This window comes from Ruegeria marina, from assembly GCF_900101475.1.
Classification (GTDB): domain Bacteria; phylum Pseudomonadota; class Alphaproteobacteria; order Rhodobacterales; family Rhodobacteraceae; genus Ruegeria_B; species Ruegeria_B marina.
Map to the genome: position 1 here is coordinate 63,550 of NZ_FMZV01000002.1, position 26,955 is coordinate 90,504.

Genomic DNA, 26,955 nt, shown 5'->3' on the forward strand with positions numbered 1-26,955 from the left:
TCAGATCAGATGCATGTAGCACACCATCCCACTGTCGGCCACCTCAGGGGATCGGCGACAAGCCGATGATGGGCGCATGCGCAACCATAAGCACGGCAAAGAGCGCTCCTGCCATAAGCAGATTCAAGGGCTGGAACAGGGCCGCAACATGCCGCGGTGAAAAGAGATGGGTTCCGCCCGACATAAGCAGCCAGTCGCTGCCCAGCTCACGGCGCTTGCGGCGGTCGATCAACCGCATGCCCAACAGCGCAAATACCGCAAAAAGACCAAAGAGCAGCACATGCGCTAGTTCGCCATTGGCCAGCAGATGCGCCAGCGACCAGAGCGCCAGCGCCAGCGGCAGCGGGTGACGAGAAAAGGCCAGCACACCGGGCGCAGACGGATCGAACGGCCCCCGCCCCATTCCGCCGAAGGACAGCGGATTGCAGGCGCGCATCCCGGCGACCGCGAGCAGGCATACGACGGGCATCACGATCATCGGCACCCAGCGCAGCACCGGCCAGGAAGGAATCACCTCGACATATGGCGCATCGCGAGCGGCAAGGATGAGCCAGTAGAGCACCGCCAGCGACAGCACCGAATAGGCTGCAAGATAGCCGCGCCGCCCCAGCCGCGCGACCAGCCACGGCCGGACCGGCGGCCGGACCGGGATAGCGTGGCTGGCAAGGAAAACCGCCAATGCCGCTGCGAACGCGCCCCATCCGCCCATCTGTGCCTCCATCCTGTTTCGGGCGACCCTAGACCGGCAGACCACGCCCGGCCTTGCGCAAAGTCAAGCCGTGCCGCGCCAGGCATCAAAGCCCCAGCGCCTTGCGCCGTTCCTCGGCAAAGCCCTGCACCAGCCGGTCGGCGATCAGGGCCAGGATTGCCATGGCCGCGCCGGCCGAAATGCCCAGGCCCACATCCGCCTGCCCCAGCGCCAGGTAGATCGACTGGCCCAGGCCGGTCGTGCCGATCAGCGCCGCGATCACCAGCATCGAAAACGCATAGAGGATGGTCTGGTTCAACCCCAACAGGATCGTCGGCGCGGCATAAGGCGCGCGCACGTCGCGCAGGATCTGCCAGTCCGTCGCACCGCTGGATATGGCGGCTTCCATCATCTCCTCGGGCGTGTCGACCAGACCGTGGCGGGTGTAGCGGATCATCGGCACGACGGCATAGGCGCAGATCGCCAGAAAGGCCGAGAATTCGCCGATCTGGAACAGCATCAGCACCGGAATCAGGAAGACGAACAGCGGAATGGTCTGGAGCATGTCGCAGATCGGCCGCACGACCCGCCAGACGGGTGTCCAGATCGCACTGGCCACGCCGATCGCGCCGCCCACGACCGCGCAGGCAAACACCGAAGCGCCGCAGAGGTAGAGCGACAACAGCGCCCTGTCCCACAGACCCGACAGCAGGATCGTGCCGAGCAGAACCACCACAAGGATCGCCAGGCGCCGGCCACCCGCCACATAGCCCAGCGCCGCCGCCCCGGTCAGCACGAAGGGCCAGGGCAAATTGGTCACGCCGGTCTCGATCATGCCGAACAGGATCATGGTCACGATACCGCCCGTCAGGTTGCCGCGCCATGCCAACAACAGGCCCAGCCCGGCCCCGAGGCCGAACACCCAGGCGCTCATCGCGGGGGTCCACATGAACCCCCAGGTGAAGGGCAGAACCGCCTGATCCAGCCCGATCCGGAGCGGCAGCAGGACGTAGTAGAGCGTGTTGTTCTTCAGCGCCTCCAGCGCCACGCCATTGGTCTGGGTAAAGCGGGTAAGACCGCGATCCACGCTCTCGGCCACCCCGTCGAGCATCGCCACCTCGGACGCGCCCGGCAGGCTGGACCAGAACAGCACGGTGAAGGCCACCGCGAAGGCCAGAACCGCCCAGACAACCCGCAGATCGTACCGCTTGCGTTCGGTCGCCAGCACGGCGCTCATCCGGTCGATGACCACGGCAAAGATCACGATCACCATCCCGGCCAGCAGCGACGGGCCGAACTGCGCCTTGCGCATTGTCAACAGGACCTCCCAGCCGATGTCGTTGAAGCCGCCGATGACGGCGGCGATGATCACCATGCTGAGCGCGGCCATCAGGCACTGGTTGAACCCCACCATGATCTGTTTCGAGGCCGAGGGGATCTCGACCTGGAACAGTTGCTGGAACCGGGTGCCGCCGGACATGATCGCGGCCTCCTTGATCTCGGCCTCGACCCGTTCCAGCCCCAGCATCACGTTGCGCGCCATCGGCGGCGCCGCATAGATCGCGGATGCGATCAGCCCGACCACGGGGCCGAACCCGAAGAGCAGCAACAAGGGCGTGAGATAGGCGAATGTGGGCACTGTCTGCATGACATCCAGCACCGCCTGGACCGCGCCCTTGAGCCGCGGCACCTCGTTGGCGAGGATGCCGATCCCGCCACCGACAACCAGAGCCAAAGGCACCGAAACAGCGACCAGCGCCAGCGTATTCATTCCCTCGTGCCAGTAGCCTGACGCCAGCACCAGCCCCAGGCCAACAAAGGCCAGCGCCGCCATCGACAGTCCGCCAAGATACCAGCCCAGCGCGGTGACAAGACCGATGACCATCGGCCAGGGCGTGGCGTTCAGCACCGTGTTTGCCCATCCCATGGGATAGACCATGATATCCGAGAAAAGCCGCGCCACCGGCTTGATCCAGTCCAGCAGCCAGCTCACCCCTGTGCCGACCCAGTCGGTCATCGGCAGAACCCAGGTCTTGGGCCAGGCTCCGAGCCAGGGCGCCATCGGCTCCAGCGCCAGGCAAAGGGCGCCGACAAGCGCGGTGATCAGGGCCGCCTGCGCCCCCACGGTCAGTCGCGGGGCACCCGGCACAGCAACATCCGCAGCCACGCTCATGCGTCGTCCACCTGCAATGCGGCGGCCAGATCCGAGGGGTTGACGGTTCCGACAATCGCACCGCTGGCATCCCGTACCGGCACTGGCTGGTAGAGCTCCATGCAGCGCGCCAGCGCGGCATCGAGCGTCATGCTGGTGGTCAGGCCGGGATCGTCGGGACCGCGCGTGCCATCGCCGGCCTGCATGACCGAGGCCACGCGGGCATGGCGGCCCTTGGCCACATCCTTGGAAAATTCGCGCACATAGTCATCGACCGGCTGCAACACGATCTCGGTCGGTGTGCCGATCTGTACGATCTTTCCATCGCGCATGATGGCGATCCGGTCGGCCAGTTTCAGCGCCTCGGCGATGTCATGCGTGATGAAAACGATGGATTTCCGCAAGCTGCCCTGAATGCGCAGGAATTCGTCCTGCAACTGTCTCCGGATCAGCGGATCAAGCGCCGAAAACGGTTCGTCCAGGAACCAGATGTCGGGGTTCACGGCCAGACTGCGGGCAATGCCCACACGCTGACGCTGACCACCCGACAACTGGCGGGGGAAGCTCTCCTCGCGGCCGTCGAGCCCGACAAGCGAGATTACCTCCTGCGCCCGCGCCCGGCGTTCCTTGCGCCCCACACCTTGCACCTTGAGCGGATAGGCCACGTTTTCGGCAACCGTCATGTGCGGGAACAGACCGAAATGCTGGAACACCATGCCCAGCTTTCGCCGCCGCAACTCGGTGAGCTTCTGCTTGCTCGCGCCGACGACATTCTCGCCGTCGATCCGGATCTCGCCGCCGGTGCCCGGCAACAGCTGCGAGATACAGCGGACCAAGGTGGACTTGCCCGACCCGGACAGGCCCATGATCACGAACAACTCGCCTTCGCGAACCTCGAAACTGGCGTCCTGCACCGCCGGGATATATCCCAGCGCGCGAAGGTCTGCGGCCGCCGCATTGGTATCGCCCCCTGACCGAGCCAGCGCCTCGGTCAGGGCCTTGTCCGCGCTCGGGCCGAACACCTGCCAGAGATTCCGGCAGGCAATGGCCGGCGTATCCGACGTACTCACGTCAGCGGCTCACTTGGTCGCCGCGTCGACGACAGGGCGCCAGCTGGCCTCGTTCTCGGCCATCCATGCGGCGACCACATCCTCGACCGAACCGCCATCGACGTCGATCTTTCCCATCATCGGCTGCTGCGCGTCGACGCTCAACTGGTAGTTGGACAGGATTTCATAGGCCGCCGGCCATTTCTCGGCAAAGCCGGACCAGGACGCCTTGAAGATACGGCTCGGGGCAAAATCGCAGTCGTTCACCGCGTTCGGGTTCGGCCCCCAAGCCGGATCGTTGAAGCAGTCCTCGTTGCCTACCGGCAGGTCCACGAACTTGAGGTCATAGGCCGACATCGCCCAATGCGGCTGCCAGAACACGATGAGCAGCGGCGACTTGCGTTCGGTCGAGGCGCGCAGTTCGGCAATCAGCGCCCCTTCGGACCCGGCCGGAACCGCTTTGATCGGCAGATCGAACCCGGTCATCCGGTCCGCGCCCGGCGTGCCCCAGTCGGCGGGATAGTCGACCAGCCGGCCCATCGGGATGGTTTCGGCGGTTGCAAAGACCTGAGCGCAATCCCTGAGCGCCTCCCACGCGGGCAGGCCCGGGCACAAGTCGGCGACATGCGCGGGATAGGCGATGCCTTCGCGCGCGTTCAGACCCAGATCGCCGATTTCGACAACTGTGCCCTCGGAGATTTTCTTGGCATATTCGTCGGACACGTTCGACGACCAGATTTCCAGCGTTGCATGGATATCTCCATCCGCCAGCGCCTGGAACTGGTTCATCATGCCGGCGGTGACATACTCCACCTTGTAGCCTGCCGCTTCCAGCATCTCGCCCGCCACATGGGTGGTGACATGCTGGCCGGTCCATTCGTTGATCGCCAGCTTGATCGGCTCGTCCACCGCGCCCATGTCGGCGGCCTGCACGGCGCCGGCCAGTGCGGTCAGCGCAATTCCCAGTCCGATGCTCTTCATCCTTGTTCTCCCTGTTGTATTTGTTTGCACAGTATCCGCCCAACACCACCGGCTGTCACGCCGGATGTTGCGGGGGGTTATTGATTGACCAGTCAGTAACATGGATTGCGGCGCATTTGTCGAGCGAATTTTCAAATTGCTCCACTCGCGCGATCGGGAAAGGGAGCTTGGCTTGATCAAAAAGGCCACCTATCCTTTTGCAGGAGATGATGGAGCGAAGCAGGACATGAAACGGATTCCGGGAGCAAGATTGGCATGTTGAACGTCGAAACCGCCCGAAGAATTCTCGACGAGAATTTTGCCCAATGGGTTCGGGCACTTGATCTGACGGTGGTATCCATAGACAAGACCCATGCATTGATGCGGATGCCACTTGCCGATCATCTGGCGCGCGTGGGCGGAATCGTTTCAGGTCAGGCATTGGCTGCACTTGCCGATACCACAATGGTTCTGGCCGCGGTCGCGCATGGCGACACGTTCAAACTCTACGCCACGACCGACCTGCACACCCAGTTTCTGCGGCCTGGCGCTGGAACGGCCATCCTATGCCGGGCCGAAGTGGTCCGTGCCGGCAAGGCGCTGGTCTTTGCGCGGGCAGACATGACCGAGGAAGAGAGCGGCAAGCTTGTCGCGACCGCCACAGCGACGTTCTACGCCCCTTGAGGTCCGCAAGGATTGCGCCCACCGAAACAAGGTGGCGACATTCGTGAAGCAGATGGAGGCGCGCGATGCATCATTTCGACGAGATATTCGGCCTGGCCGCAGCCCGGCATGGCGGCGATGCTGCCCTGGAGGCAAAGCTGCAAAAACCGAAGTCACCGAATGAACTGGCCGCGATGCCGGACGACCGCTGGTTGTCGATCATTACCAAATGTATCTTCCAGGCAGGCTTCAACTGGAAAGTGATCGAAGCAAAATGGGACGGTTTCGAGGTCGCCTTCGACAGGTTCGACGTGGGGCGCTGCGCTTTTATGGATGACGACAAGTTCGATGCCCTGCTGCGGGACACCCGCATCGTGCGCAACGGGACCAAGATCGCCACCGTGCGGGAAAACGCCGCGTTTCTGCTCGAGCTGCGCCAGCAGGGCGGCGCGGGCAAGGTTCTGGGTGGCTGGCCTTCGACCGACTATGTCGGTTTGCTCGATCTGCTCAAGACCCGGGCGTCGCGTCTGGGCGGCACCACGGCCCAATACGCGATGCGCTTTGCCGGGCGTGACAGTTTCATCCTGTCGCAGGACGTCACCGCCCGCCTGATCGCCGAAGGAGTGGTGGACAAGGCGCCGAGTTCCAGGAAGGCGATGGCGCAGGTTCAGGCAGCCTTCAACACATGGATGGACCAATCCGGGCGGTCGCTGACCGAGATCAGCCGCGTTCTTGCGATGAGTCTCTGACCGGCGAAAAATCAGGGCGGCCAAAACGGCCGCCCCGCTGTTTACGGGATGTCGTACCTACTGCAACGCCTTGCTCAGAAACTCTTGGACCACATTCGACATGTCGAAGGATGCCCCGCCCTGGACCGGAGGGTAATCCGCCAGCGACTGCAGATGCTGGCCCAACAGTACGTTCATGGGCTGGAACAGCCACGACACCTTCTGGACCAGATGGCCATAGGAATCCGTGCTGTCATAGCTTTCGAACGGATCCATACGCAGGTTGAACACGCGCGGCATCGAATGCGCAATGATGTCTCCATAGTAATCCTCGCGGGTGATGAAGTGGAATTTCCACGGCCCCATCCGCACGGCTGCCAGCATCCCTTCGTAATAATGGAAGATGTGGTTGCGGGCCGAGGCCGCCTCTTCGCCCTTCCAGTACGCCAGGTTGTTGACCCCGTCGATGACCTGCTGGCTCTCCTCCATCACCTCCGCGGCGACATCCTCGATACCCGCGGCAGCGGCCAGGGACGTGAACATGTCCTGATGACCCTGGATGCCGTTCAGGACCTTGCCCGCTTCCAGGACACCTGGCCAGCGAAGCATCGAGATCACGCGAACGCCGCCCTCCCATGTCGTCATCTTCTCACCGCGGAATGGCGTCGTGGCACCATGCGGCCATGAGGAGTGCTCTGGCCCGTTATCGGTCGAGTACCAGACGATGGTGTTCTCGGCGAGCCCCTGCTCTTCGAGCCAATCGAGCACCAAACCAATGTCATGGTCATGCTGGAGCATGCCTGATCCGTGGTAATCGGCTTCGGATGTGTATTCTTCTGCCGCATAACGCCACTTGTCGTCCAGCCGGGTGTAAAGGTGCATCCTGCTGGTGTTCAGCCAGACAAAGAACGGCTCCTCGGCCTCCTTGGCTCTCGCCATGAAGTCCTGGGCGCGCGGGATCACTTCGCCCGCGTCGAAGTTCTTCATCCGTTCCTGCGTCAGCGGTCCGGTATCTTCGATCGTCTGCATCCCAACCCGGCCAAACCGGGGTTGTTCGGTCGGATCGTCGGTTTCGCTGGCAAAGCTGTGGATCACGCCGCGCGTGCCGAACTGCGCCTCGTACTCTTCCAGGCTGCCGGAGAACGCCTTGCCAAATCGCTGATAGTCGCGCTGCTCGGCCTCCTCCTGCGTGTTCAGGTGATAGAGGTTGCCAAAAAACTCGTCGAATCCATGCACCGTCGGCAGGTGTTCATTGCGGTCGCCGAGGTGGTTCTTGCCGAAATGCCCGGTGCGGTAGCCGATCTGCTTGAGTTGTTCCGCCAAAGTCGGCGACGCGGCTTGCAGGCCGAGCGGCGAACCCGGCTGACCAACCGTCGTCATGCCTGAGCGAATCGGGTACTGGCCCGTGATGAACGCGGCGCGCCCGGCCGTGCAGCTGGGTTGCGCGTAGTGGTCGGTAAACCGCAGTCCTTCTTGGGCAATCCTGTCGATATTCGGGGTCGTATAGCCCATCGTCCCCATTCCGTAGGCGGACACGTTCTGCCATCCGATGTCATCCCCCCAGATGACGAGAATGTTGGGTCTGGCGCTGTCTTCCTGAGCCCACACAGGTACCGCGTGGACTAGCGAAACCAGCGCCAATGTCGCAATTCTTGGAAGTGGTATTCTCATCGGCGTAATTCCTTTTTCAGATACTGGAAACAAGGTTTCAGCTTCTCAAGGTAAATCTCGGCTTCCGTACGTCCACCAGAAAATGAATGCTTTTTGTCGTCCCTTTCGCCGATGGTTTCGGCTGCGGCGATCGCAATCTCATCGCGGCGATTGGAAAAACATCTTGCAGCGATCACGGCTGCGACTAGGGTCATGATCCATGATGCTGCGCGTGCTCTTTGTGATCCTGTTCGTCGCGGCCTGCGGCCGCCCGCTGACCGATACCGAACGCGATTTCGCGTCGCGGCTGCACGGGGCGGCGCTGGATCTGGACCGCGTGCGTCTTGTCGAGGGCGCCCCGGTGGGCCCCGTCACATTTCACCGCAAGCCCCGCCCCCGCGTGACCTGCCGCGAACGGATTCTGCCGCCAGCCAGGGAAGAGATCGTTACAGCCAAGCCCGCGGCGGTCACCCTGTTCCAGAAGGTATATTTTACGAGGGACTGGTATGTGGACGACTACCTTCCCGGTTATCCCGAACGGATGAACCTGGTCGCGGCGATGCTGCTGGCGCATGAACTGACCCACGTCTGGCAGTGGCAGAACAGGCATGTGACCGGCTATCACCCGCTGAGGGCCGCAGCAGAACACGGTGCCAGCTACGACCCCTATCTTTTCGAACTCGAGACTTCGCCCAACTTCCTCGACTACGGCTATGAACAGCAAGGCGCCATTGTCGAAGAATATGTCTGCTGCCGTGCGCTCGCACCCGAGGCGCCGCGCACCTTGAGACTTCACGGCATGCTGTCAGCGGCTTTCCCGGTCTCCGACCTGCCCCGGGCAAGCCGGGAAAGCGACGTCCTGCTGCCCTGGAAGGATGCCGAACTGAACGGGATCTGCGACTGACACCGCCTTAGAGCCCCCAAAGAAAATTCGCCGAATTTTCTTGTCCGCCGTCCGCGGCGATCGGATCATCCTTGCTCGGCCACCTGAATGCTTTCGAGATAGACCAGCAGTGCCGCCAGCGGTCGCGGTGTCGGTGTCGGCAGTCCGTCGATGTCGACGGGGACCAGTTCACCTTCCAGCAAGGATCCGAATTCGGGCATCACCGTGGCGGATACCTTGCCGTGCCCGTAGCCGTCTATTTTAGACAGGATCTCGGCGCGCGGAAACTCTCCACCGCGCCGGGCCGCGATCCGCGTCAGATCGGGCGCATCCTGTCCGCCGGCAAGCGTTGCACCCTGTCCCCTGTAGTCATGGCAGGCGACGCAGTTTCCGGCAAACACCTTTTCTCCTTCGGCCGGGCCCGGCATCGTATCCTCGAAGGAGCACGCCGCCGCTGCCGCAAGGGCAATCAGGCCCCCGATCATTCCCCGCATCCACTTTTCCTCTTCAGCGTTTCTGAATCGTTTGGATATAGGCAAGCAGATCGACTATCGGCTGGCTGGTCAACATGGGTTGCCCGGATTGGGTCTTGATTGCGACATCGCGGCCTTCGAAATAGGGGCCGTAGACCGGCATCGGGCTGCCATGGCTGACCAGCGGATCGCGCCCGTCGATGCGTTGCACAACACGGGCGACCGGAAACTCGCCCTCTCCCTGCAAGGCGGTCAGGTCTGCGGGCTGAATGATCAGAACACCAGCCATCGGACCCTGCCCGGTCGCTTCGATCCCGTGGCATGTCGCACAGTGGTGCATGTAGAGCCGTTCCCCCTCGGCCGCGTCCTGTGCAAGGCAGGCCGAGGCTGTCGCCATGAACAAAACCGTCGTCAAAGATCGTTTCATCTGATCGGATACTCCCTTTTCAAGTCACATATCCTGTAGCGTTTCCGGATATCGCGCCAGGTCAAGCAGAGGCTCCGGCGTTTTGCTCCTCTCGCCGTCCGGAGCCTCCCACCAGACGGTGGGGTCCGACAGGGCACGGTCGAACTCGGGCATGGGCCGGCACGTGACTTGCCTGGACAACCCTGGATGGAAGCCATGACACGCCTTGTCGGAAAGATACCCCCATTGACCGCCCTCAACCCCCGCAGACTTGCGGGCGCGATCGGCGATTGACCACTTGCCGAGCCCTCTCCTTCCCCCGTAACACCATGGCAAACGACGCAATTCTTGGCAAACAATCGCGCCCCTCGGCTTTCGGGAGGTGGCGCACAGGCCGCCACCAAAAGGGTCATCAGAACCGAAGTTTGCATCACAACCCTGTTTTCTCCCGACCCGGTTTCCAGTCTTGTGCATCCCGCCTACGGCGGCAATGATCCAGATCAACACAACCCCGGACAGGAACCATCGGAATGCCTCATTACGCCGCCCTCATGCTGATCGCCGGAATAGGAATTCCGGTTCTGGCCGCATTGAACGCAGCCCTTGGGCGGATCATCGGCTCACCCACCGTTGCCGGTGTGGTCCTGTTTGCGGTGGCCTTCGGAGCCGCGGCGGGGTTGATGTTTGTGTTTCCCGGCCCGCAGGCCCTGGGCAAGCTGGGCGGCGCGCCACGCCACCTGTTCCTGGGCGGTTTGCTGGTGGCCTTCTACGTGCTGTCGATCACCCATGTCGCCCCGCATTTCGGGGTGGGCAACGCGGTTTTCTTCGTGCTGCTCGGACAGCTGATCTCGGCGGCGGCAATCGACCATTTCGGCCTGTTCGGAGCCCAGATCAGCCCGCTAGGACTGACCCGTGCGGGCGGCATTGCCCTGATGGCGGCCGGGGTCTGGCTTACGCAGCAGGCGTAAGCCGCCCGTCCTCCAGCCGCAGCACCCGGTCCATCCGGTCGGCAAGGTCCATGTTATGTGTGGCGATCAGTGCCGAAAGGCCGGTTCCGCGCACAAGTTCCAGCAGCGCATCGAAAACCTTGTCCGAGGTCGCGGGGTCGAGGTTTCCGGTCGGCTCATCGGCCAGCAACAGACGTGGCGCGTTGGCCAGCGCCCGGCAGAAGGCCACGCGCTGCTGTTCGCCGCCGGACAGGGCCGCCGGACGGTGCCCCGCGCGTTCGGCGACCCCGACCCTTGTCAGCAAATCCATCGCGCGGGCCTGCGCCGCGCGCTCCGAAACCCCGTTGGCCAGTTGCGGCAGGGTCACGTTCTCCAGCGCCGTGAACTCGGGCAGCAGGTGGTGAAACTGGTAGACGAACCCCACGTCCTGCCGCCGCACGGCGGTGCGCGCCCTGTCGCCGCGCCCGGTCATGTCCTGGCCTGCAATCTCCACCGCGCCTGCGTCGGGTACATCCAGCAGGCCCGCGATATGGAGAAGTGTCGATTTGCCCGCGCCCGAAGGGGCGACCAGCGCCACCATCTCGCCCGCGCGCAACGCCAGGTCGACGCCGCGCAGCACCCGCACCTCGCCGGGCGTGCCGGGCAGATAGGTCTTCTCGATCCCGCTCAGGCGTAGCGTCACGTCATTCATAGCGCAGCGCCTCCACCGGGTTCAGCCGCGCCGCGCGGCGGGCCGGGAAATAGGTCACGACAAAGGAAAGGCCCAGTGACAGGCCCGCCGCCTTGAGCACGTCGGCAAACCGAAGCTCGGCCGGCAAGGCGTAGATACCGCGGATTGCGGGATCCCAGACCCCGCCGCCCATCACATAGTTTACAAAGGAAAAAATCGGATCGATATAGATCGCGAACAGGCAACCCAACAGTACGCCGCAGACGGTGCCGATGATGCCGGTGAACGCACCGCAGATGAAGAAGACGCGCAGGACCGAGCCCTCGCTCAGCCCGATGGTGCGCAGGATGCCGATGTCGCGGCCCTTGTTCTTGACCAGCATGATCAGGCCCGAGACGATGTTCATCGTGGCGATCAGGACGAGGATCGACAGGATGATGAACATCACGTTGTCCTCGACCTCGAGCGCACGCAGGAAACCGCCCGAGGCGTCCTGCCAGGTCCAGACCTGCGCCGCCCCGCCGGCGGCGGTCAGGATCGGGATCAGAACCCGGTCGAGCGCCTCGGGCTCGGCCACCATGACCTCGATCTCGTCAGCCACCCCCTCACGGTTGAAATAGCTCTGCGCCTCGGCAAACGGCATGTAAATCCGTGTACGGTCAATATCATAGCGGCCAGCGGAGAAGACATAGACCACCTCGTAGGCGTTCACGCGCGGCGAGGTCCCCATGGGTGTCCGGGCGCCGTTCGGTGAGATCAGCTTGATGCGGTCGCCGACCGTGACGCCAAGCTCGCGCGCGATGCCGGAGCCTATGGCGATGCCCTCGTCGAAACGGGAGAGGTCGCCGTAGGAGCGGTCGTTGTCCACGATGCCGGGCAGGCCGGCGAGGTCGGCGGCGGCGATGCCAAAGACCTCGACCCCCGCGTTGCGGGTCTGGGCCGAGGCCATCACCTGGCCCTTGACCAGCGGCGCGGCGCGGGTCACGCCGGGCACCTGCGCCACCCGCGCGGCCATTTCCGAATAGTCGGAAATGGTCCGGTCGATCTGGCCGTTCTCGCGGATTATTCCGCTATTATAAACGGTTACATGTGCATTGGCGCCCAGGATGGTGCCCACGAAATCGGACCGGAACCCCGAGCGCACCGCCAGTGTCGCGATCAGGGCAAACACCGCCAGCGTGATACCGATCAGGCTGATCCAGGTCATCACGCTGACGCCGCCCTCGGCGCGGCGGGCGCGGAGGTAGCGCCAGGCGATCTTCCACTCGAAAGGGGCGAAGGGTGCCGGTTGTCTGGCCATGTCTGGCTCCTGCTCGTTTGCGGGCGATGTACGTCGTTTTGACCGTTTTGTACATGGTCTGACCCCGCGATGTGCCGTTTTCTACAGGGCCTGTCCGGGATGCACAAAGCCCTCCGGCGGTCATCCGCGTGGGGGGTCAAGCCCGCGCCGCGGCGCAACCGGCTGCCACAACTCGGGCCACGGTTTCCAATTTCGAAACATTGTGGCAACAGGGGCGGTCTTTAGACACCGAAATACCTCAGATTTTGACCAAAATTAATGCAATGCGCAGTCAGGTTTTGAGTCTGCAATACACAAGTGTCACCATTGCCAGACTGGGGGGCATCGCGAGAGAGGTGCTCATGACCGCGACGAAAGAGATATCAGCCATGGCCTCGAACGGGCCCGCCACGATCGACTGCGAAACCGCGGCGCTGATCCGGGCAGTGATCCTGCCGCTTTTCGAAGCGGCCCGGTCCTGGCCCGAACTGATCGACGCCATGCAGAAACGGGGCTATGGCCTGGCGTTTCGCGAAGGTACGTTTTGCATAACCGAAGCAGACACCGGCGCCCGCCTCTGCGGGCTGCGGTTCCTTGGCCTGACCATGGAACAACTGATCGAGCGTATGGGCAGGCCGTGTGTGAAGGCCGCCCCTGGCGGTACGGCGGACGGCTGCCTGATGCGCAACCCGCCCGTCCGCGCCGCCATTCACTGAACGATCTGGGCCGCTGGCGGCCCAAACGCCACGGATGCCTTACAGCCAGGTGTGGAAGGACCGGCCGGCCATCGGCTCCTCGCGCAAGAGATGCGGATGGTGCGGCGCATAGATCTCGGCCACTTTCCGGACCGCCTCTTCGGGGCTGAGTTCTACACTTTCGCCGGTCTTGCGACTGGTCAGTTCCACCACCCCGTTCTTCAACCCGCGCGGACCCACGGTGATGCGCCACGGCAGGCCGATCAGGTCCATGGTGGCGAACTTGCCCCCTGCCCGTTCGTTGGTGTCGTCATAGAGCGGCTCAAGCCCGATGGCGGTCAACGCGGAATAGAGCTTGTCGCAGGCGGCGTCCGCCTCGGCATCGCCCTGTTTCAGGTTCACGATGCCGCAGTGGAAGGGGGTCACGCCTTCGGGCCAGATGATGCCCTTGTCGTCATGGCTGGCCTCGATGATGGCGCCGATGAGACGCGAGACGCCGATGCCGTGGCTACCCATGTGCACCGGAACCGGCTTGCCGTCGGGGCCCTGCACGGTGGCGCTCAGCGGGTCGGAATACTTGGTGCCGAAATAGAAGATCTGGCCCACCTCGATGCCGCGCGCGCTGCGGCGGCGTTCCTCGGGGATCTGGTTGAACACCGCCTCGTCATGGGTTTCGTCGGTTCGGGCGTAGAGCGAGGTGAACTCCTCCATCACCGCGCGGCACTGTTCATGGCTGTCATAGTCGATCTCGCGCTGCCCGAGGCGGATGTCGGTCACCTTGCTGTCATAGAAGACTTCGGATTCGCCGGTCTCGGCCAGCACCAGGAATTCATGGGTGTCGTCGCCGCCGATCGGACCGCTGTCGGCGCGCATCGGGATCGCCTGAAGCCCCATGCGTTCGTAGGTGCGGATGTAGCTGACCAGGTGGCGGTTGTAGGAATGCAGCGCGTCTTCCTTGGTGAGGTCGAAATTGTAGCCGTCCTTCATCAGGAACTCGCGGCCGCGCATGACGCCGAAGCGGGGGCGGATCTCGTCGCGGAATTTCCACTGGATGTGGTAGAGGGTCAGCGGCAGGTCCTTGTAGCTGCTGACATGACCGCGGAAGATGTCGGTGATCAGTTCCTCGTTGGTGGGGCCATAGAGCATGTCGCGCCCGTGGCGGTCGGTGATGCGCAGCATCTCTTCGCCGTAATCGTCGTATCGGCCGCTTTCGCGCCAGAGGTCGGCCGATTGCAGGGTCGGCATCAGCATCGGAATGTGACCGGCGCGGATCTGTTCCTCGTGCACGATGTTTTCCAGCTTGCGCAGCACCTTGAAGCCCAGCGGCAGCCAGGAATAGATGCCGGCCTGGGCCTGCTTGATCATGCCGGCGCGCAGCATCAGGCGGTGGCTGACGATCTGGGCCTCAGCGGGGTTTTCCTTGAGAACGGGCAGAAAGTATCGCGACAGGCGCATCGGGCAGGGTCTTTCGTGAAGGAACGTTTCAGAGCGGTCTAAGACAAAGGTCCGCGACAGGCAATCGTCCTGCTGCGGTTTCAGAGTGGCGAACAGCGTGAATTTGCGGGCTCGGAGGTCAACAAGACGCCGGCCCTTTGGGGAAGGACCGGCGCCAGTGCTCCACCGGGGTAATTCCCGGCCTGCCCGGACCACGGGACAAGGCGCCGACGGACAGGCCGAAATTTCCTGCCGGGCACCCGTGGGAACGGGTTCACTCACGAAGCCGTGACAAGGTGCATCGGGCGGCAGGGGAAGGCCAGTGCGGAAAACCTCAGTCCCGAGCCGACCCGGAGGCATCCGGGCCTGCAAACATCTGGTTGAGAAAGGCCGCCTTGCCCACTGCCTGGGCGGTGGTCTCGACCCCCAGCGCATCGCGGGCCTTGCGCAGGTGTTTCTCGATGGCGCTGAGCGAAAGGCCGGTCAGGACCTGGATGTCCTGCATGGTCTTGCCGTCGGCAACCCATTCGAGCAATTCGCGCTGGCGTCGGCTGAGGCAGCCGCCCGGCACCGGCAGCGGCAGTTGCGAGATCTTGAGATGGGCCATGTTGCAGATCGCCAGAACCGATGCCGAGATACCGGGCCAGCGGTCATCGAGCGCGGCCTGGGATTCGTCCGGTGCCGCAGCCAGGCCCATGGCGCCCTTGCAGCGGCGGCCGCCTTCGGCAAACGAGACCGAGATTCCGGCGCGTCGGCGCCCTGCCCCCATCTCGTCCATCGCCGCGCATTCACCAGGCGACAGCCGGCCGGCGGCGCGTTCGGCATGGACCCAGCCCCAGGACACCGCACCCGTGTTTTCCAGCACCCAGCGGTATTCGGCGGTCCGGCGATAGAGACCCGAGGTGTGATGCGCGCGCACCCTGTCGAGCGCATGGGTGCTGAGAAAAAGCACATCCTGCGGATCACCGATGCTGGTGCCGACACGCCCGCGGGTCAGGCCATAGTTCACCCGCTCGAACCCGAACTGCCCTAACCCGGACACCAGCAACGCCCAGACGGCGCCGATATCGGGCGCGACGGCGATACGGTTGACCATGCCGAGAACCTCTTGCGCCCGTGTCTCTTGCCAATCCGCGTAACTGCTCATGTACCTGTTCCCAAACTCGCAAAGCAAAACGGCCTGCAAGCACGCGGCCGGTTGTATGGTCTCTGACCGAGTGAAAGCTTGCAAGCCCCGCCCGCATCGGCGAAAACCGGGATCGAACCCATCGAACCGGAGGCGGCATGGCTTTGCCAGTCAAGGATCAAGTGAGATACTGGGGCATCGCGACGGTGGTGATCGTGGTGGTGCTGTATCTGCTGGGCGACGTTCTGCTGCCCTTCGTCATCGGCGGGGCGATCGCATATTTCGTCGACCCGGTCGCCGACCGGCTGGAGAGGTGGGGACTGTCCAGATCCGCAGCGACGGCGGTGATCACCATTGCCTCGGTTCTGCTCTTCGTGCTGGCGATCGTGTTGGTGGTGCCGGCGCTGGTGGCGCAGATGATCGACCTTGTGAACACGCTGCCGCAGCTGTTCCAGGATCTGCGCACCTTCGTGAGCACGCATTTCCCCTCGGTCCTGGACCGCGAATCGAACGCGCACCAGATCATCGCCTCGGTGGGCGAGATGCTGAAGTCGCGCACCGGCGAGTTCCTGCAAACCATCGCCGGCTCGCTCGGGTCGGCGGTCAACGTGGTGCTCTTGCTGGTCATCGTGCCGGTGGTGTCGGTCTATCTGTTGCTCGACTGGGACCGGATGATCGCGCGGATCGACCAGCTGTTGCCGCTGGATCATGCGCCGGTGATCCGCCGCCTGGCCTCGGAGATCGACGCGGTTCTGGCCTCGTTCGTGCGCGGCATGGGCACGGTCTGCCTGATCCTGGGCACCTATTACGCGGTGGCGCTGATGATCGTCGGCCTGCAATTCGGGCTGGTGGTCGGGCTGATCGCAGGGCTGGTGACCTTCATCCCCTACCTGGGGGCGCTGATCGGCGGGGCGCTGGCCATCGGACTTGCGCTGTTCCAGTTCTGGGGCGACTGGTTTTCCATCGGCCTGGTGGCGGCGATCTTTGCCATCGGCCAGGTGGTCGAAGGCAATTTGCTGACCCCGAAGCTGGTGGGCAGTTCGGTCGGGCTGCATCCGGTCTGGCTGTTGCTGGCGCTGTCGGTGTTCGGCGCGCTCTTCGGCTTTGTCGGCATGCTGGTCGCGGTGCCGGTGGCGGCGGCGCTGGGCGTGTTGGCCCGCTTCGCGATCGGACAATATCTGGGCAGCCGGCTGTATCGCGGGCTGTCGGGACAGGAAACGGAATAAATGGCCCAACAACTCAGTTTCGATCTCCCCGCGATGACCGCGCTGGGACGAGAGGACTTTTTCGTCTCGCCCGCCAATGCGATGGCGGTGGCGATGATCTCGGCGCAGGTCTGGCCCGGCGGCAAGCTGGTGTTGAGCGGCCCGAAAGGATCGGGAAAGACGCACCTCGCCCATGTCTGGGCCGCCGAGACGGGCGGCCGGATCGTGGCGGCCAGGGACCTGAGCGAAGAGGCGATCCCCGGCCTTGCGGCGGGGCCGGTCGCGGTCGAGGATGTGCCGGACATCGCCGGCGACCCGGAACGGCAGGCGCTGCTGTTTCACCTGCACAACCTGACACTGGCGCAGGGCCATCTGCTGCTGATGACCGGAAAGTCGGCCCCGGGCTTCTGGGCGCTGGACCTGCCCGATCTGCAAAGCCGGATCGAGGGCGCGCAGCATGCCGCGCTTGAACCGCCCGACGATGCGCTGCTGGGGGCGGTGCTTGCCAAGCTGTTCGTCGACCGCCAGCTTTATCCCGGGCCCGATGTCATCGCCTATCTGGTCAAGCACATGGACCGCAGCTTCGAGGCCGCGGCCCGCACCGTAGCGGCGCTGGACCGGCTGGCGCTGGCCGAACGGCGCGAGATCACCCGGGCGCTCGCCATGCGGGTGCTGAGCGAGGGACCGGCTGCGGCGGGAGAGCGCAATTGACCGGAGCGATCCGATCCACCATCCTGCCGCCAGAACGACTGGGAACGACATGAACCTGCCACCCGAAGCGACCATACCGGATTGGGCCCCCTTCGGACGCCCCCTTTTCGACGACCCCAGCGCACGGGCGCTGTCGCGAATCGGGGTGGTGGACGTGGGTTCGAACTCGGTCCGGATGGTGGTGTTCGACGGGGCGGCGCGCTCACCTGCCTATTTCTACAACGAGAAGATCATGTGCGCCCTGGGTGCGGGCCTCTCCGAATCCGGGCGGCTGAACCCCGAGGGCCGGGTGCGCGCGCTCGCGGCGCTGCGCCGGTTCCAGCATCTGGCGGGCGACCTGGACCTGCCGCCGCTTGCGGCGGTGGCCACCGCGGCGGTGCGCGAGGCGACGGACGGGCAAGAGTTCTGCGACGAGGTGCTGCGAGAGACCGGGCTGAGCATCCGGGTGATCGACGGCGACGAGGAGGCGCGGCTGTCGGCACAGGGGGTGCTGCTGGGCTGGCCCGGCGCCTATGGGCTGATCTGCGATATCGGCGGCTCGTCGATGGAACTGGCCGAGATCGCCAACAACCGGGTCGGGCGGCGCGTGACCTCGCCGCTGGGGCCGCTGAAGCTGCGCGACATCCAGGGCGGCCGCAAAGGCCGCAAGGCGCATATCAAGCAGGTGATGACCGAGTTGCGGGCGCAACTGGGGCCACAGCGCGACCGGCTGTTCCTGGTCGGCGGCAGCTGGCGGGCAATCGCGCGCATCGACATGCTGCGCCGCGACTATCCGCTGAAAGTTCTGCATGAGTACCGCATGACGGTACGCGATGTGCACGAGACGGTGAAGTTCATCGAGAGCCAGGACCTGGACAAACTGCGGAGCAAGTCCGGCCTGTCGGCCTCGCGCATATCGCTGGTGCCCTATGCGATCGACGTGCTGACCCGGCTGATCCGCGAATTCAAGCCCAAGGACATCGCGATCTCGTCCTACGGGATCCGCGAGGGGCTGCTGTTCGAGCAGATGCCGCAGCGTCTGCGCGACCGTGACCCGCTGATCGAGGCGAGCTATTTCGCCGAGGCCAAGGATGCGCGCCTGCCCGGTTTCGGCAAGCAGCTGTTCGAATTCGTGATGCCGCTGTTCAAGTCCGCGCCCCGGTCGCAGGTGCGGCTGATCAAGGCCGCCTGCCTGTTGCACGACGTCAGCTGGCGGGCGCATCCCGACTATCGCGCCGAGGTCTGTTTCGACAACGTGACCCGCGCCAATCTGGGCGGACTGAAACATTCCGAGCGGGTGTTCATCGGCCTGGCCCTGCAGCACCGCTACAAGAACAAGCGCGAAGGCAACCGGTTCGACCCGATCTATGCGCTGCTGGAGGAAAAGAGCCAGAAACAGGCCGAGATCCTGGGCAAGGCGATGCGGTTCGGCGCGATGCTCTGGCTGAAACGCGATGCGCGGATGGGGCGGCTCACCTGGTTCCCCAAGAAGCGCCGGCTGGAGCTGCGCCTGCCGAAAGAGGCAGCGGCCCTCTTCGGCGAAGTGGCCGAAGCTCGGTTCCAGTCGCTGGTCACGGCGCTGGAGGCCACGTCGGAGGTGTTCATCGAGGAGTGAGGCGGGCAGCATTTGCACTGAACACCCGGGCGCCCGGCCCGATGAACTGCCCTGCACCGGAAAATGTCCACATTGAGCGTTTGAGGCGCCCGCCTAGATATCCGTCATCCCCGGCGGGGGCGGGTCCGCCGGCTCGGCGGGCTGGTCCGGTTGCGCCTCGGGCAGCGGTGTCTTGCGGCGGATGATGATGTCGCCGTTGGGCAGCATCTCGGGCATCTCGTAGACCGACCAGTCCTCGACCCGTTCGGCCAGGTCGGCGAGCGCCGGGCCCATCTGTTCGAGAAAGCTCAGGACCGAAGGTCCGACCGTGCCCGCGAGGTCGCGCAGGTCCCTCAAGGCCGGCTCCATTTCCTGTTGCAGGCCCTTGAGGAACAGCTCGGCCCCGCGTTCCATCAGGCTACGGCTGCCCTCGTCCTGCTCCGTATCCTGCGCGGAAACGGGCATGGCCAAAACCGCCGAAACGGCGAGAACGAGAAAACCCCGGTACATGAAACCCTCGTGCATCATGTTCCGAAGATAGGCATTGGCGCGCGCGATTTCAAAGCTCAGATATCGATGTCGAGCGCCACAGGGAAATGGTCCGACGCGGTCAGCAGCGCGTCGCGCAACTCCTGCATCCGCCAGCATTCGACATCCTCGAACGGATGCCAGATGCGCCAGGCCGGGCGGCGGTTCATCAGACCCTGGCTGATCATGATGTAATCGAGCAGGGCCGAAAGGTAGCGGCCACTGCCTGGCAACTGAAACCGCGCGGTGCTGGGCAATGCGCCGGGACGCACCTGCCGCGCCTTGTCGGCATTGGGATCATAGAGACCGGCATCGAGCAGGATCTCGACCGAAGAGCGGCCGAAGAGATGTTCGAACTCGTCGAGCCCCGGCCCGTCATTCAGGTCGCCCAGCAGAATGACGTCTTCGTCGCGCGCCAGATGCGACTCGACCCTTTCGCGCAGCCAGATCGCCTGTGCCAGTTGCTTGCGACGGTTCAGGATCGAGATCCGGATCGCCGCGTCCCGGTTCTCCGCCCCGTGCGGCACCTTGGATTTCAGATGCGCCCCGATCAGTCGGAACCGGTTGCCCGCCGCCGTGGTGATGGCCAGTTCCAGCGGCGGCTTGGAGAAGCGCACCAGGTCCTCGGTCGCGTCGATATTGAGGTCGATCCGGTAGGTGCCGTCGAACCTCGGCGGCGTGGCGCTGCCGCGCTTGCCGGTCTCTTCGCCCTGCGGATCGTGTCGGGCCTTCAGTTTCGCCGGGTCATAAAGCAGCGCCAGTTCCTGGTGAGTTTCATTGGCAAACCCCATCACCGCGGCGCTTGTCCGCAGGTCGAACGCGCGGGCAAAACCGGTCAGCGCCCTTATGCTGTCCTGCGTGCGCCCGGTATTGGGCGCCTCGACGATCATCACCGCATCGGCATCCAATGCCGTGAAAACCTTGGCGATGGCCTCGATCTGCTGGGCGCGGGTCACATCGTGGCGCCCCGACCATTCGTCGTCCACCAGCAGATTGTCATTGCGGTCGAACAGGTTGGCGAACCACTCGACATTCCAGGTGGCCAGCCGCATCGCCCTAGGTCCTTGCGCCGTTGATCTCGTCCCAGGCCCGGTTGATGTCGATCATCTTCTTCTCGGCCAGGCGGATCGCCTCTTCGGGGACGCCGCGTGCCATCATTGCGTCCGGGTGGGTTTCGCGCACCAACTGCCGCCAGACCTTGCGGATCTCGGTCATCGGCATGTCGCGGGACACGCCCAGCACGGTGTAGGGATCCTTCGGCGCGTCCGGTACGAACCGCGCCCGCAGCGCGCTGAACTGCTGGTCGGTCTGGCCGAAGATGCGGGCGACATCCGCAAGAAACTCGTTCTCACCGGGGTGATAGAACCCGTCCGCCATGGCGATATGAAAGAGACCCTCCATCAGGTCGCAGAGAACGGCGCTGTCCTCGGCGAACATGCCCTTGATCTTGCGGGCGTAATCCTGATAGCCCGCAACATCGGTCCGGGCCATGTTGAAGACCCGCGCCGCCCCCGCCTCGTCGTCGCGGGCGATATGGAAGACCTCGCGAAAGGCGGTGACCTCGTCGCGGGTAACCTGACCGTCGGCCTTGGCCATCTTGGCGCCCAGCGCGATGACGGCGATGGCAAAGGCCACCGATCTCTCGGGCGGCGTGCGCAGGCGTTCGAAGACGGCGCTCAGGCTTTCGCCCTTGGCCAGCGCGCTCAGCGCCTCGGTGATGCGGGTCCAGAGTGACATGGCCCCACCCTAGCCCGTGTCGCCATCGAAGTCAGCGGGCGCGGGGCCGCAGGGTGCCAGAATTTTCTGCACCAGAACAAGGTCGAGCCATTGCCCCGCCTTGCGCCCGACCTGCGGCATCCGGCCTACCTCTTGAAACCCCATGGCCGCGTGAAAGGCGAGACCATCCGGGTTGGCACCCGAGACACCTCCCACCAGCACATGCACCCCTTCGGCGCGCGCCACCTGCTCCAGCCGCGCCATCAGCGCCCGGCCCAGACCGCGCCCGCGCGCCGCGGGGGCGAGCAGGATCGTGTGTTCCCGCGTGCAGGAATAGCCGGGACCGGCACGGAAGATACCATAGCTGGCAAAGCCCAGCAGGACGCCCCCGTACTCGGCCACCAGATAGGCTGGCGCGCGGGCGGCGATATCCGCGGCCACGGCTTCAGACCTCCGCAATTCGGTGGTAAAGGTCACCAGCGTGTTCTGCACATAATGGTTGGCAATGCCGGCGATCGCAGGCGCGTCGGCCGCTCCGGCCTGGCGAATCGTCATTCAAGGAGCCTCGTTCCATGCGGCGTCTCGATCTCGGCCCTGAGGCCCGAAACGCCGGGTTCGAAGACCACCCCTTGCATCTGACCGCAAAGCGCCGCCAACTCGTCGGCCCGTGGATGCGTGACGATCAGTCGCCCGAGCGCGCAGCCCGAGGGCGCCAGCATCGCCGCCGGATGCAGATCGCCGCGCCACTGGATCAGCGCCGGAAACCGGTCGTCGAAAGGCAGGACGCCCGATGCCGGCACCGCCATGCGCCAGCTGAGTGCGCCACGCTCCAGGTCCACCGGATCGCCCGCGCCCGCCGGCAACCCCGCCAGCGCGGCATCGAGATCGCCCACCCGGCAAATCCAGTTACTCAGACGGGGCGCGCCCCGGAACCTGTCGAGCTCGAACCAGCGCGGCCGTCCAGGAGACGGCGCGACCGGGTCGATGGCGATCGCCTCCAGGTAGAGACCGTCCGCCAACCCCAGAAGACGGTTCCAGGTGCCAAAGCGCGCATGCCGCCCGCCCGGCTGCATCGCCACGCCGAGCGCCGCCTCGACATGGTCGACCGCGGCCTCCAACGTCTCACCCGCCACCGCGAAATGATCCAGTTCCATGCGTACCTCCCTGGCTGTCCACTCCCCAGAAACTGCAGGCGCGCGCCCGGCGCAAGTCTCCTGTCGGATCATGCGCTTCTTTCTGGTCGGAAATACTCTCGGGGGTGAACTGGCCCGCAGGGCCAGGAGGGGGCGGACAGCCCCCTTCTCCAAGCCAGCCAGACGACCAGCGATCACAGGCTGGTCAGCAGGCCGGGAGAGTTGCGTCCGGCAAGGCCCCGCCCCCCGGGCGGCGGCGTAAGGCGGGCGCCGCCCATCCCGGCAAGGATCCTGGAGCGTCTGGCGCGCAGCATCGGGGCACTCGGTCACCCGTCAACAGAATGGCCAGACCCCGGAACAAGGTCCACCGCGACTCGCCACGGTGCGGCCGGCCGGTTTGGGCTGTCGGAACAGCGGCTGCTCCCGCCCGGCGCCGGCCGCGCCAAAGGCACGACCGCGCCCGTTGGGCCGGGCATCGCGCTGCCGCGCGATGCCGCAGCCGGCCTGAAAGGCCGGCTGCCCGACCCAAGACCGCCAGGGGGCGGCCCGCAGGGCAGGCCCCGCGGGCGCGGGAGCGCTTCGCCTGCCGCGCCCGTCGACCCGGTTGTCAGCCGCGCGCGCCACGCACCAGTTTCAGGATATCGCGCGCCGCCTCGGGGATATTGGTGCCGGGGCCGAAGATCGCCTTGACGCCGTGGTCGTAGAGGAACTGGTAGTCCTGCTGCGGGATCACCCCGCCGCAGATCACGATGATATCCTCGGCGCCCGCCTTCTTCAGCTCTTCGACCAGCTGCGGCGCCAGGGTCTTGTGACCCGCCGCCTGGCTGGAGATGCCGACCACGTGCACGTCGTTGTCGATGGCGTCCTGCGCCGCCTCGGCGGGGGTCTGGAACAGCGGACCCACGTCGACGTCGAAACCGATATCGGCGAAGGCGGTGGCGATCACCTTGGCGCCGCGGTCGTGGCCGTCCTGGCCCATCTTGACCACCAGCATCCGCGGGCGGCGGCCTTCGGCCTCGGCGAATGCCTCGACGTCGCGCTGGATGGCGGCAAAGCCTTCGTCGCCTTCATAGGCAGCCCCGTATACGCCCGCGAGCGTCTTCACCTCGGCGCGGTGGCGGCCGAATTCCTTTTCCATCGCCATGCTGATCTCTCCTACGGATGCCCGGGCGCGGGCGGCTTCGACGGCGGCCTCGAGCAGGTTGCCGTCCGCGCGGGCGCGGCGGGTCAGTTCATCGAGCGCGGCGGCGCAGGCCGCCTCGTCACGGGTGCTGCGGATACGCTCCAGCCGGGCGATCTGGGCATCGCGCACCGCCATGTTGTCGACGTCGAGAATGTCGATCGGGTCTTCCTTGTCCTTGCGGTACTTGTTGACGCCGACGATCACCTCTTCGCCACGGTCGATCATCGCCTGGCGGCGGGCGGCGCTTTCCTCGATCCGGAGCTTGGGCATTCCGCTGGCCACGGCCTTGGTCATGCCGCCCATCTCCTCGACCTCCTGGATCAGCGCCCAGGCCTTCTCGATCAGGTCATTGGTCAGGCTCTCGACGTAATAGGAACCCGCCAGCGGATCGACCACCTTGGTCACACCGGTTTCCTCTTGCAGCACCAGCTGGGTGTTGCGGGCGATCCGGGCCGAGAAATCGGTGGGCAGCGCGATCGCCTCGTCCAACGCGTTGGTATGCAGCGACTGGGTGCCGCCCAGAACCGCGCTCATCGCCTCGTAGGCGGTGCGGATCACGTTGTTATAGGGGTCCTGCTCTTGCAAGCTGACGCCCGAGGTCTGGCAATGGGTGCGCAGCATCTTGGAACGTTCGGATTTTGCGCCGAACTCGGTCATGATGCGGTGCCAGAGCGTGCGCGCGGCGCGCAGCTTGGCAATCTCCATGAAGAAGTTCATGCCGATGGCGAAGAAGAACGACAGGCGCCCTGCGAACTTGTCCACGTCCATCCCCGCCTCGATCGCGGCGCGCACGTATTCGCGGCCGTCGGCCAGGGTATAGGCCAGCTCCTGCACCAGGTTCGCCCCGGCCTCTTGCATGTGGTAACCCGAGATCGAGATCGAGTTGAACTTGGGCATGTGATCGGAGGTGTAGCCGATGATGTCCGAGATGATCCGCATCGAGGGTTCGGGCGGGTAGATATAGGTGTTGCGGACCATGAACTCTTTCAGAATGTCGTTCTGAATGGTCCCCGACAGCACCGATTTGTCATGGCCCTGCTCCTCGCCCGCGACGATGAAACTGGCCAGGATCGGGATCACCGCGCCGTTCATCGTCATCGAGACCGACACCTTGTCGAGCGGGATGCCGTCGAACAGGATCTTCATGTCCTCGACGCTGTCGATGGCGACGCCGGCCTTGCCGACATCGCCCACCACACGGGGGTGGTCGCTGTCATAGCCGCGATGGGTGGCCAGGTCGAAGGCGACCGAAACCCCCTGCTGGCCTGCGGCCAGGTTGCGGCGGTAAAAGGCGTTCGATTCCTCGGCGGTCGAGAAACCGGCATATTGCCGGATGGTCCAGGGGCGGCCGGCATACATGGTCGCCTTGACGCCACGGGTGAACGGCGCAAAGCCCGGCAGCGAGGCCATGTGCGGCAGATCGGCGGTGTCCTCGGCGGTGTAGAGTGGCTTGACCTCGATGCCTTCGAGCGTGTTCCAGGTCAGGTCGTCAACGGGGCCGCGCAGCTCTTTCTCAGCCAGCGCCCGCCATTCGTCGGTCTTGGTCATTGCGTCTTCCTCTTGTCAGATCGGGGGTTGGCGGGGTTTTCCCCACCGATTTCTTGTTAAGATCCTCGACCAGCCAGGCCAGGCCATCGGCCCCGGCGGCCAGCCACATCAGGTCGTCGGCATAGGCTTCGCGCAGGGCGGCGACCTGGTCGGGGGCAAACGGGGTCCAGCGCCCGTCACCCTCGGGCAGCCGGGCAGCCAGTTGCGGCGGCAGGATCTGGCGCAGCGCGGGCAGGCGCGGGACGGCGTTCAGGTGTTCGCGGCTGTGTTCGCGCGGCGCCGGGCGGCCGGTGACGGCAGCAAGCTGTGCCTCGGGGCGACCGGCGAAGATCTCGAACGGCAGCACCCAGATGCGTACTCCCGGGAGGGCGCAGGCGACATCGGTGATCACGTCGCGCCAGCCGCGCGGATTGCGCGCGATCCGGTCCAGCGCCACCCGCGACGGCAGGCCGAAACCGCGCGCCAGCCCGTAGCCCAGCGCCGAGGCCCACCACAGATCCTGCGAGCGGATGTTGAGCAGCACGTCGGTGACTTGCCCGTCAAAGGCCTGGCCGTAACGCGCCAGCCGCTCCCCCGCCGAGGGGTAAAGCGCGGCCTGGCGCAGGTTCTCGCGCGTGGAGCCCAGCATGTTCTCTTCGCTGACGACCAGTCGCCGGGTGCCCGAGAGCGCGCTGCGCGTCAGGTTCAGGCGCACCCGGCCCACGGCGCGGCGGCGCGGGTCGCGGCCGGTGGCTATGGATGGTCCGGGCAGGATGCCGCGAAACAGGCCGGTGCGCGTGCGGTGCGGCCCCCAGAAGCCGGTGCCGTCGCGGGCCAGACGCTCGGCGTTCTGGCGCATGTAGTGCTGAAAGGTGGTGGTCGCGCAGCGGTGCGCGCCGAGGTGCAGGATGACGTCCATGGCTTCGCCTTTCTGGCCGGCCACGCGGGCCGGTCGCGGGTTGGGGAACGCGATGACTGTCATGCCGGACCCCTGACGAAGCGATTAACATTAAACTTTTTGTCGCCTGTCCGCATCTGGACGGTCGCAATCGGCCCGCCCGCGTTTATATTGAACGGGACAGGAGACCGCATGAAACGACTATTCGCCCTTGTTTTCCTTGTTTTTCTTCCGGTGTCGGGCTGGGCCGCAGATGCCGCGCAACCTGCCGAGCATGACCTCATCCGGCCTGCCGGTGACAGCGATTTGAACGAATTTTTATGGATAAAGCGGCCTATCGTCGTCTTTGCCGACACCGACGCGGATCCGCGGTTCCACCAGCAGATAGAAATGCTGCGCGAAGGGCTGGCGATGCTGGAGGAGCGCGATGTCGTGGTGCTGACCGATACCGACCCGGCGGCGCGGACGCCTTTACGGCAACAGCTGCGCCCGCGCGGTTTTGCGCTGGTGGTGATCGACAAGGATGGCGGCGTGAAGCTGCGCAAGCCCACGCCCTGGAGCGTGCGCGAGCTGACCCGAACCATCGACAAGATGCCGACCCGTGAACAGGAGGTGCGCGAACGGCGCGGGCTCGACTGAGCCACGCCCGCCCGCAGGCCTCTTGCCAACATGGTCGCG

The 26,955-nt window shown here is 64.9% G+C and carries 29 protein-coding genes; 9 read left to right on the forward strand and 20 right to left on the reverse strand.

All coding sequences use genetic code 11. From position 1 onward, the window contains the following. Positions 1-43: 43 nt before the first annotated feature. The 4 genes from BLT75_RS02670 to BLT75_RS02685 form a co-directional block, all read right to left on the reverse strand. A complete protein-coding gene (locus BLT75_RS02670) occupies positions 44-709 on the reverse strand; it encodes an NnrU family protein (protein ID WP_093028143.1) in 666 nt (221 codons plus the stop codon). An 85-nt stretch (positions 710-794) separates the two neighbouring features. Further along, positions 795-2,861, reverse strand: coding sequence for an ABC transporter permease (locus tag BLT75_RS02675; RefSeq protein WP_093027481.1), 2,067 nt, complete (start codon positions 2,859-2,861; stop codon positions 795-797). Next, positions 2,858-3,910: a quaternary amine ABC transporter ATP-binding protein gene (locus tag BLT75_RS02680; RefSeq protein WP_093027483.1), complete on the reverse strand. Its 1,053-nt coding sequence runs from the start codon at positions 3,908-3,910 to the stop codon at positions 2,858-2,860. The genes BLT75_RS02675 and BLT75_RS02680 overlap by 4 nt, the downstream gene beginning before the upstream one ends. Positions 3,911-3,919: 9 nt before the next feature. Continuing rightward, entirely contained in the window at positions 3,920-4,870 is a 951-nt protein-coding gene (locus tag BLT75_RS02685) for an ABC transporter substrate-binding protein (protein ID WP_093027485.1), read from the reverse strand. Between the two features lie 255 nt (positions 4,871-5,125). On the opposite strand from BLT75_RS02685, the gene BLT75_RS02690 reads away from it, so the two are divergent. Both BLT75_RS02690 and BLT75_RS02695 read left to right on the forward strand, forming a co-directional pair. Beyond that, a complete protein-coding gene (locus tag BLT75_RS02690) occupies positions 5,126-5,533 on the forward strand; it encodes a PaaI family thioesterase (protein ID WP_093027487.1) in 408 nt (135 codons plus the stop codon). Positions 5,534-5,598: 65 nt separating this feature from the next. Next, on the forward strand, positions 5,599-6,261 hold the full coding sequence (locus BLT75_RS02695; protein WP_093027489.1) for a DNA-3-methyladenine glycosylase I: 663 nt from the start codon (positions 5,599-5,601) through the stop codon (positions 6,259-6,261). A gap of 57 nt (positions 6,262-6,318) precedes the next feature. On the opposite strand, the gene BLT75_RS02700 is transcribed toward BLT75_RS02695, so the two are convergent. After that, entirely contained in the window at positions 6,319-7,911 is a 1,593-nt protein-coding gene (locus BLT75_RS02700; protein WP_093027491.1) for an arylsulfatase, read from the reverse strand. Continuing rightward, positions 7,908-8,105: a hypothetical protein gene (locus tag BLT75_RS24005; protein ID WP_143028502.1), complete on the reverse strand. Its 198-nt coding sequence runs from the start codon at positions 8,103-8,105 to the stop codon at positions 7,908-7,910. Before BLT75_RS24005 ends, BLT75_RS02700 begins: the two co-directional genes overlap by 4 nt. Positions 8,106-8,113: 8 nt before the next feature. Here BLT75_RS24005 and BLT75_RS02705 point away from each other — a divergent pair, with 8 nt between their 5' ends. After that, entirely contained in the window at positions 8,114-8,794 is a 681-nt protein-coding gene (locus BLT75_RS02705) for an eCIS core domain-containing protein (protein ID WP_093028145.1), read from the forward strand. Positions 8,795-8,859: 65 nt separating this feature from the next. Here BLT75_RS02705 and BLT75_RS02710 read toward each other — a convergent pair whose 3' ends face one another. The 3 genes from BLT75_RS02710 to BLT75_RS25220 are packed head-to-tail and all read right to left on the reverse strand — an operon-like array spanning position 8,860 to position 10,083. After that, the gene (locus BLT75_RS02710; RefSeq protein WP_093027493.1) at positions 8,860-9,267 is read right to left on the reverse strand and encodes a c-type cytochrome; all 408 of its coding nucleotides are present in this window, start codon (positions 9,265-9,267) and stop codon (positions 8,860-8,862) included. Between the two features lie 13 nt (positions 9,268-9,280). Next, the gene (locus tag BLT75_RS02715) at positions 9,281-9,673 is read right to left on the reverse strand and encodes a cytochrome c (RefSeq protein WP_093027495.1); all 393 of its coding nucleotides are present in this window, start codon (positions 9,671-9,673) and stop codon (positions 9,281-9,283) included. Further along, positions 9,670-10,083, reverse strand: a complete 414-nt coding sequence (locus BLT75_RS25220) for a c-type cytochrome (protein WP_093027497.1) — start codon at positions 10,081-10,083, stop codon at positions 9,670-9,672. The genes BLT75_RS02715 and BLT75_RS25220 overlap by 4 nt, the downstream gene beginning before the upstream one ends. A 99-nt stretch (positions 10,084-10,182) precedes the next feature. Between BLT75_RS25220 and BLT75_RS02725 the strand changes: the two genes are divergently transcribed. Next, the gene (locus tag BLT75_RS02725) at positions 10,183-10,620 is read left to right on the forward strand and encodes a DMT family transporter (RefSeq protein ID WP_093027499.1); all 438 of its coding nucleotides are present in this window, start codon (positions 10,183-10,185) and stop codon (positions 10,618-10,620) included. Here the strand turns inward: BLT75_RS02725 and BLT75_RS02730 are convergent. Continuing rightward, complete coding sequence (locus tag BLT75_RS02730) at positions 10,604-11,290, reverse strand: ABC transporter ATP-binding protein (protein ID WP_093027501.1); 687 nt, start codon at positions 11,288-11,290, stop codon at positions 10,604-10,606. The genes BLT75_RS02725 and BLT75_RS02730 overlap by 17 nt on opposite strands. Then, positions 11,283-12,569: a lipoprotein-releasing ABC transporter permease subunit gene (locus tag BLT75_RS02735; protein WP_093027503.1), complete on the reverse strand. Its 1,287-nt coding sequence runs from the start codon at positions 12,567-12,569 to the stop codon at positions 11,283-11,285. The genes BLT75_RS02730 and BLT75_RS02735 overlap by 8 nt, the downstream gene beginning before the upstream one ends. A 341-nt stretch (positions 12,570-12,910) precedes the next feature. Here BLT75_RS02735 and BLT75_RS02740 point away from each other — a divergent pair, with 341 nt between their 5' ends. Beyond that, positions 12,911-13,264 carry a hypothetical protein gene (locus BLT75_RS02740; RefSeq protein WP_093027505.1) on the forward strand — a complete coding sequence of 118 codons (354 nt, stop codon included), beginning with the start codon at positions 12,911-12,913 and terminating at the stop codon, positions 13,262-13,264. Positions 13,265-13,303: 39 nt separating this feature from the next. On the opposite strand, the gene proS is transcribed toward BLT75_RS02740, so the two are convergent. Next, positions 13,304-14,698, reverse strand: coding sequence for a proline--tRNA ligase (gene proS / locus BLT75_RS02745; RefSeq protein ID WP_093027507.1), 1,395 nt, complete (start codon positions 14,696-14,698; stop codon positions 13,304-13,306). 313 nt (positions 14,699-15,011) lie between these two features. Continuing rightward, positions 15,012-15,824, reverse strand: a complete 813-nt coding sequence (locus BLT75_RS02750; RefSeq protein WP_093027508.1) for a helix-turn-helix transcriptional regulator — start codon at positions 15,822-15,824, stop codon at positions 15,012-15,014. Between the two features lie 137 nt (positions 15,825-15,961). Between BLT75_RS02750 and BLT75_RS02755 the strand changes: the two genes are divergently transcribed. The 3 genes from BLT75_RS02755 to BLT75_RS02765 are packed head-to-tail and all read left to right on the forward strand — an operon-like array spanning position 15,962 to position 19,313. Continuing rightward, positions 15,962-17,029, forward strand: a complete 1,068-nt coding sequence (locus BLT75_RS02755) for an AI-2E family transporter (RefSeq protein ID WP_093027510.1) — start codon at positions 15,962-15,964, stop codon at positions 17,027-17,029. Continuing rightward, on the forward strand, positions 17,030-17,719 hold the full coding sequence (locus BLT75_RS02760; RefSeq protein ID WP_093027512.1) for a P-loop NTPase family protein: 690 nt from the start codon (positions 17,030-17,032) through the stop codon (positions 17,717-17,719). Positions 17,720-17,768: 49 nt separating this feature from the next. Continuing rightward, positions 17,769-19,313: a Ppx/GppA family phosphatase gene (locus BLT75_RS02765; RefSeq protein ID WP_093027514.1), complete on the forward strand. Its 1,545-nt coding sequence runs from the start codon at positions 17,769-17,771 to the stop codon at positions 19,311-19,313. A gap of 93 nt (positions 19,314-19,406) precedes the next feature. On the opposite strand, the gene BLT75_RS02770 is transcribed toward BLT75_RS02765, so the two are convergent. From BLT75_RS02770 to BLT75_RS02805, 7 genes are all read right to left on the reverse strand, one after another. Next, on the reverse strand, positions 19,407-19,802 hold the full coding sequence (locus tag BLT75_RS02770) for a hypothetical protein (protein ID WP_093028147.1): 396 nt from the start codon (positions 19,800-19,802) through the stop codon (positions 19,407-19,409). A 56-nt stretch (positions 19,803-19,858) separates the two neighbouring features. Further along, on the reverse strand, positions 19,859-20,872 hold the full coding sequence (locus tag BLT75_RS02775; RefSeq protein WP_093027516.1) for an endonuclease/exonuclease/phosphatase family protein: 1,014 nt from the start codon (positions 20,870-20,872) through the stop codon (positions 19,859-19,861). Positions 20,873-20,876: 4 nt separating this feature from the next. Next, positions 20,877-21,557 (reverse strand): molecular chaperone DjiA, encoded by a 681-nt coding sequence (locus BLT75_RS02780; RefSeq protein ID WP_093027518.1) that lies wholly within the window; start codon positions 21,555-21,557, stop codon positions 20,877-20,879. Between the two features lie 9 nt (positions 21,558-21,566). Further along, positions 21,567-22,091 carry a GNAT family N-acetyltransferase gene (locus BLT75_RS02785; protein ID WP_093027520.1) on the reverse strand — a complete coding sequence of 175 codons (525 nt, stop codon included), beginning with the start codon at positions 22,089-22,091 and terminating at the stop codon, positions 21,567-21,569. After that, positions 22,088-22,690, reverse strand: a complete 603-nt coding sequence (locus BLT75_RS02790) for a VOC family protein (RefSeq protein WP_093027522.1) — start codon at positions 22,688-22,690, stop codon at positions 22,088-22,090. The genes BLT75_RS02785 and BLT75_RS02790 overlap by 4 nt, the downstream gene beginning before the upstream one ends. A gap of 586 nt (positions 22,691-23,276) precedes the next feature. Continuing rightward, positions 23,277-25,400, reverse strand: coding sequence for a methylmalonyl-CoA mutase (gene scpA / locus BLT75_RS02800; RefSeq protein ID WP_093027526.1), 2,124 nt, complete (start codon positions 25,398-25,400; stop codon positions 23,277-23,279). Next, positions 25,366-26,361 (reverse strand): hypothetical protein, encoded by a 996-nt coding sequence (locus BLT75_RS02805; protein ID WP_342726785.1) that lies wholly within the window; start codon positions 26,359-26,361, stop codon positions 25,366-25,368. Before BLT75_RS02805 ends, scpA begins: the two co-directional genes overlap by 35 nt. Before the next feature lie 108 nt (positions 26,362-26,469). Here BLT75_RS02805 and BLT75_RS02810 point away from each other — a divergent pair, with 108 nt between their 5' ends. Further along, the gene (locus BLT75_RS02810) at positions 26,470-26,916 is read left to right on the forward strand and encodes a DUF4174 domain-containing protein (protein WP_093027528.1); all 447 of its coding nucleotides are present in this window, start codon (positions 26,470-26,472) and stop codon (positions 26,914-26,916) included. The last annotated feature ends 39 nt before the right edge of the window (positions 26,917-26,955 follow it).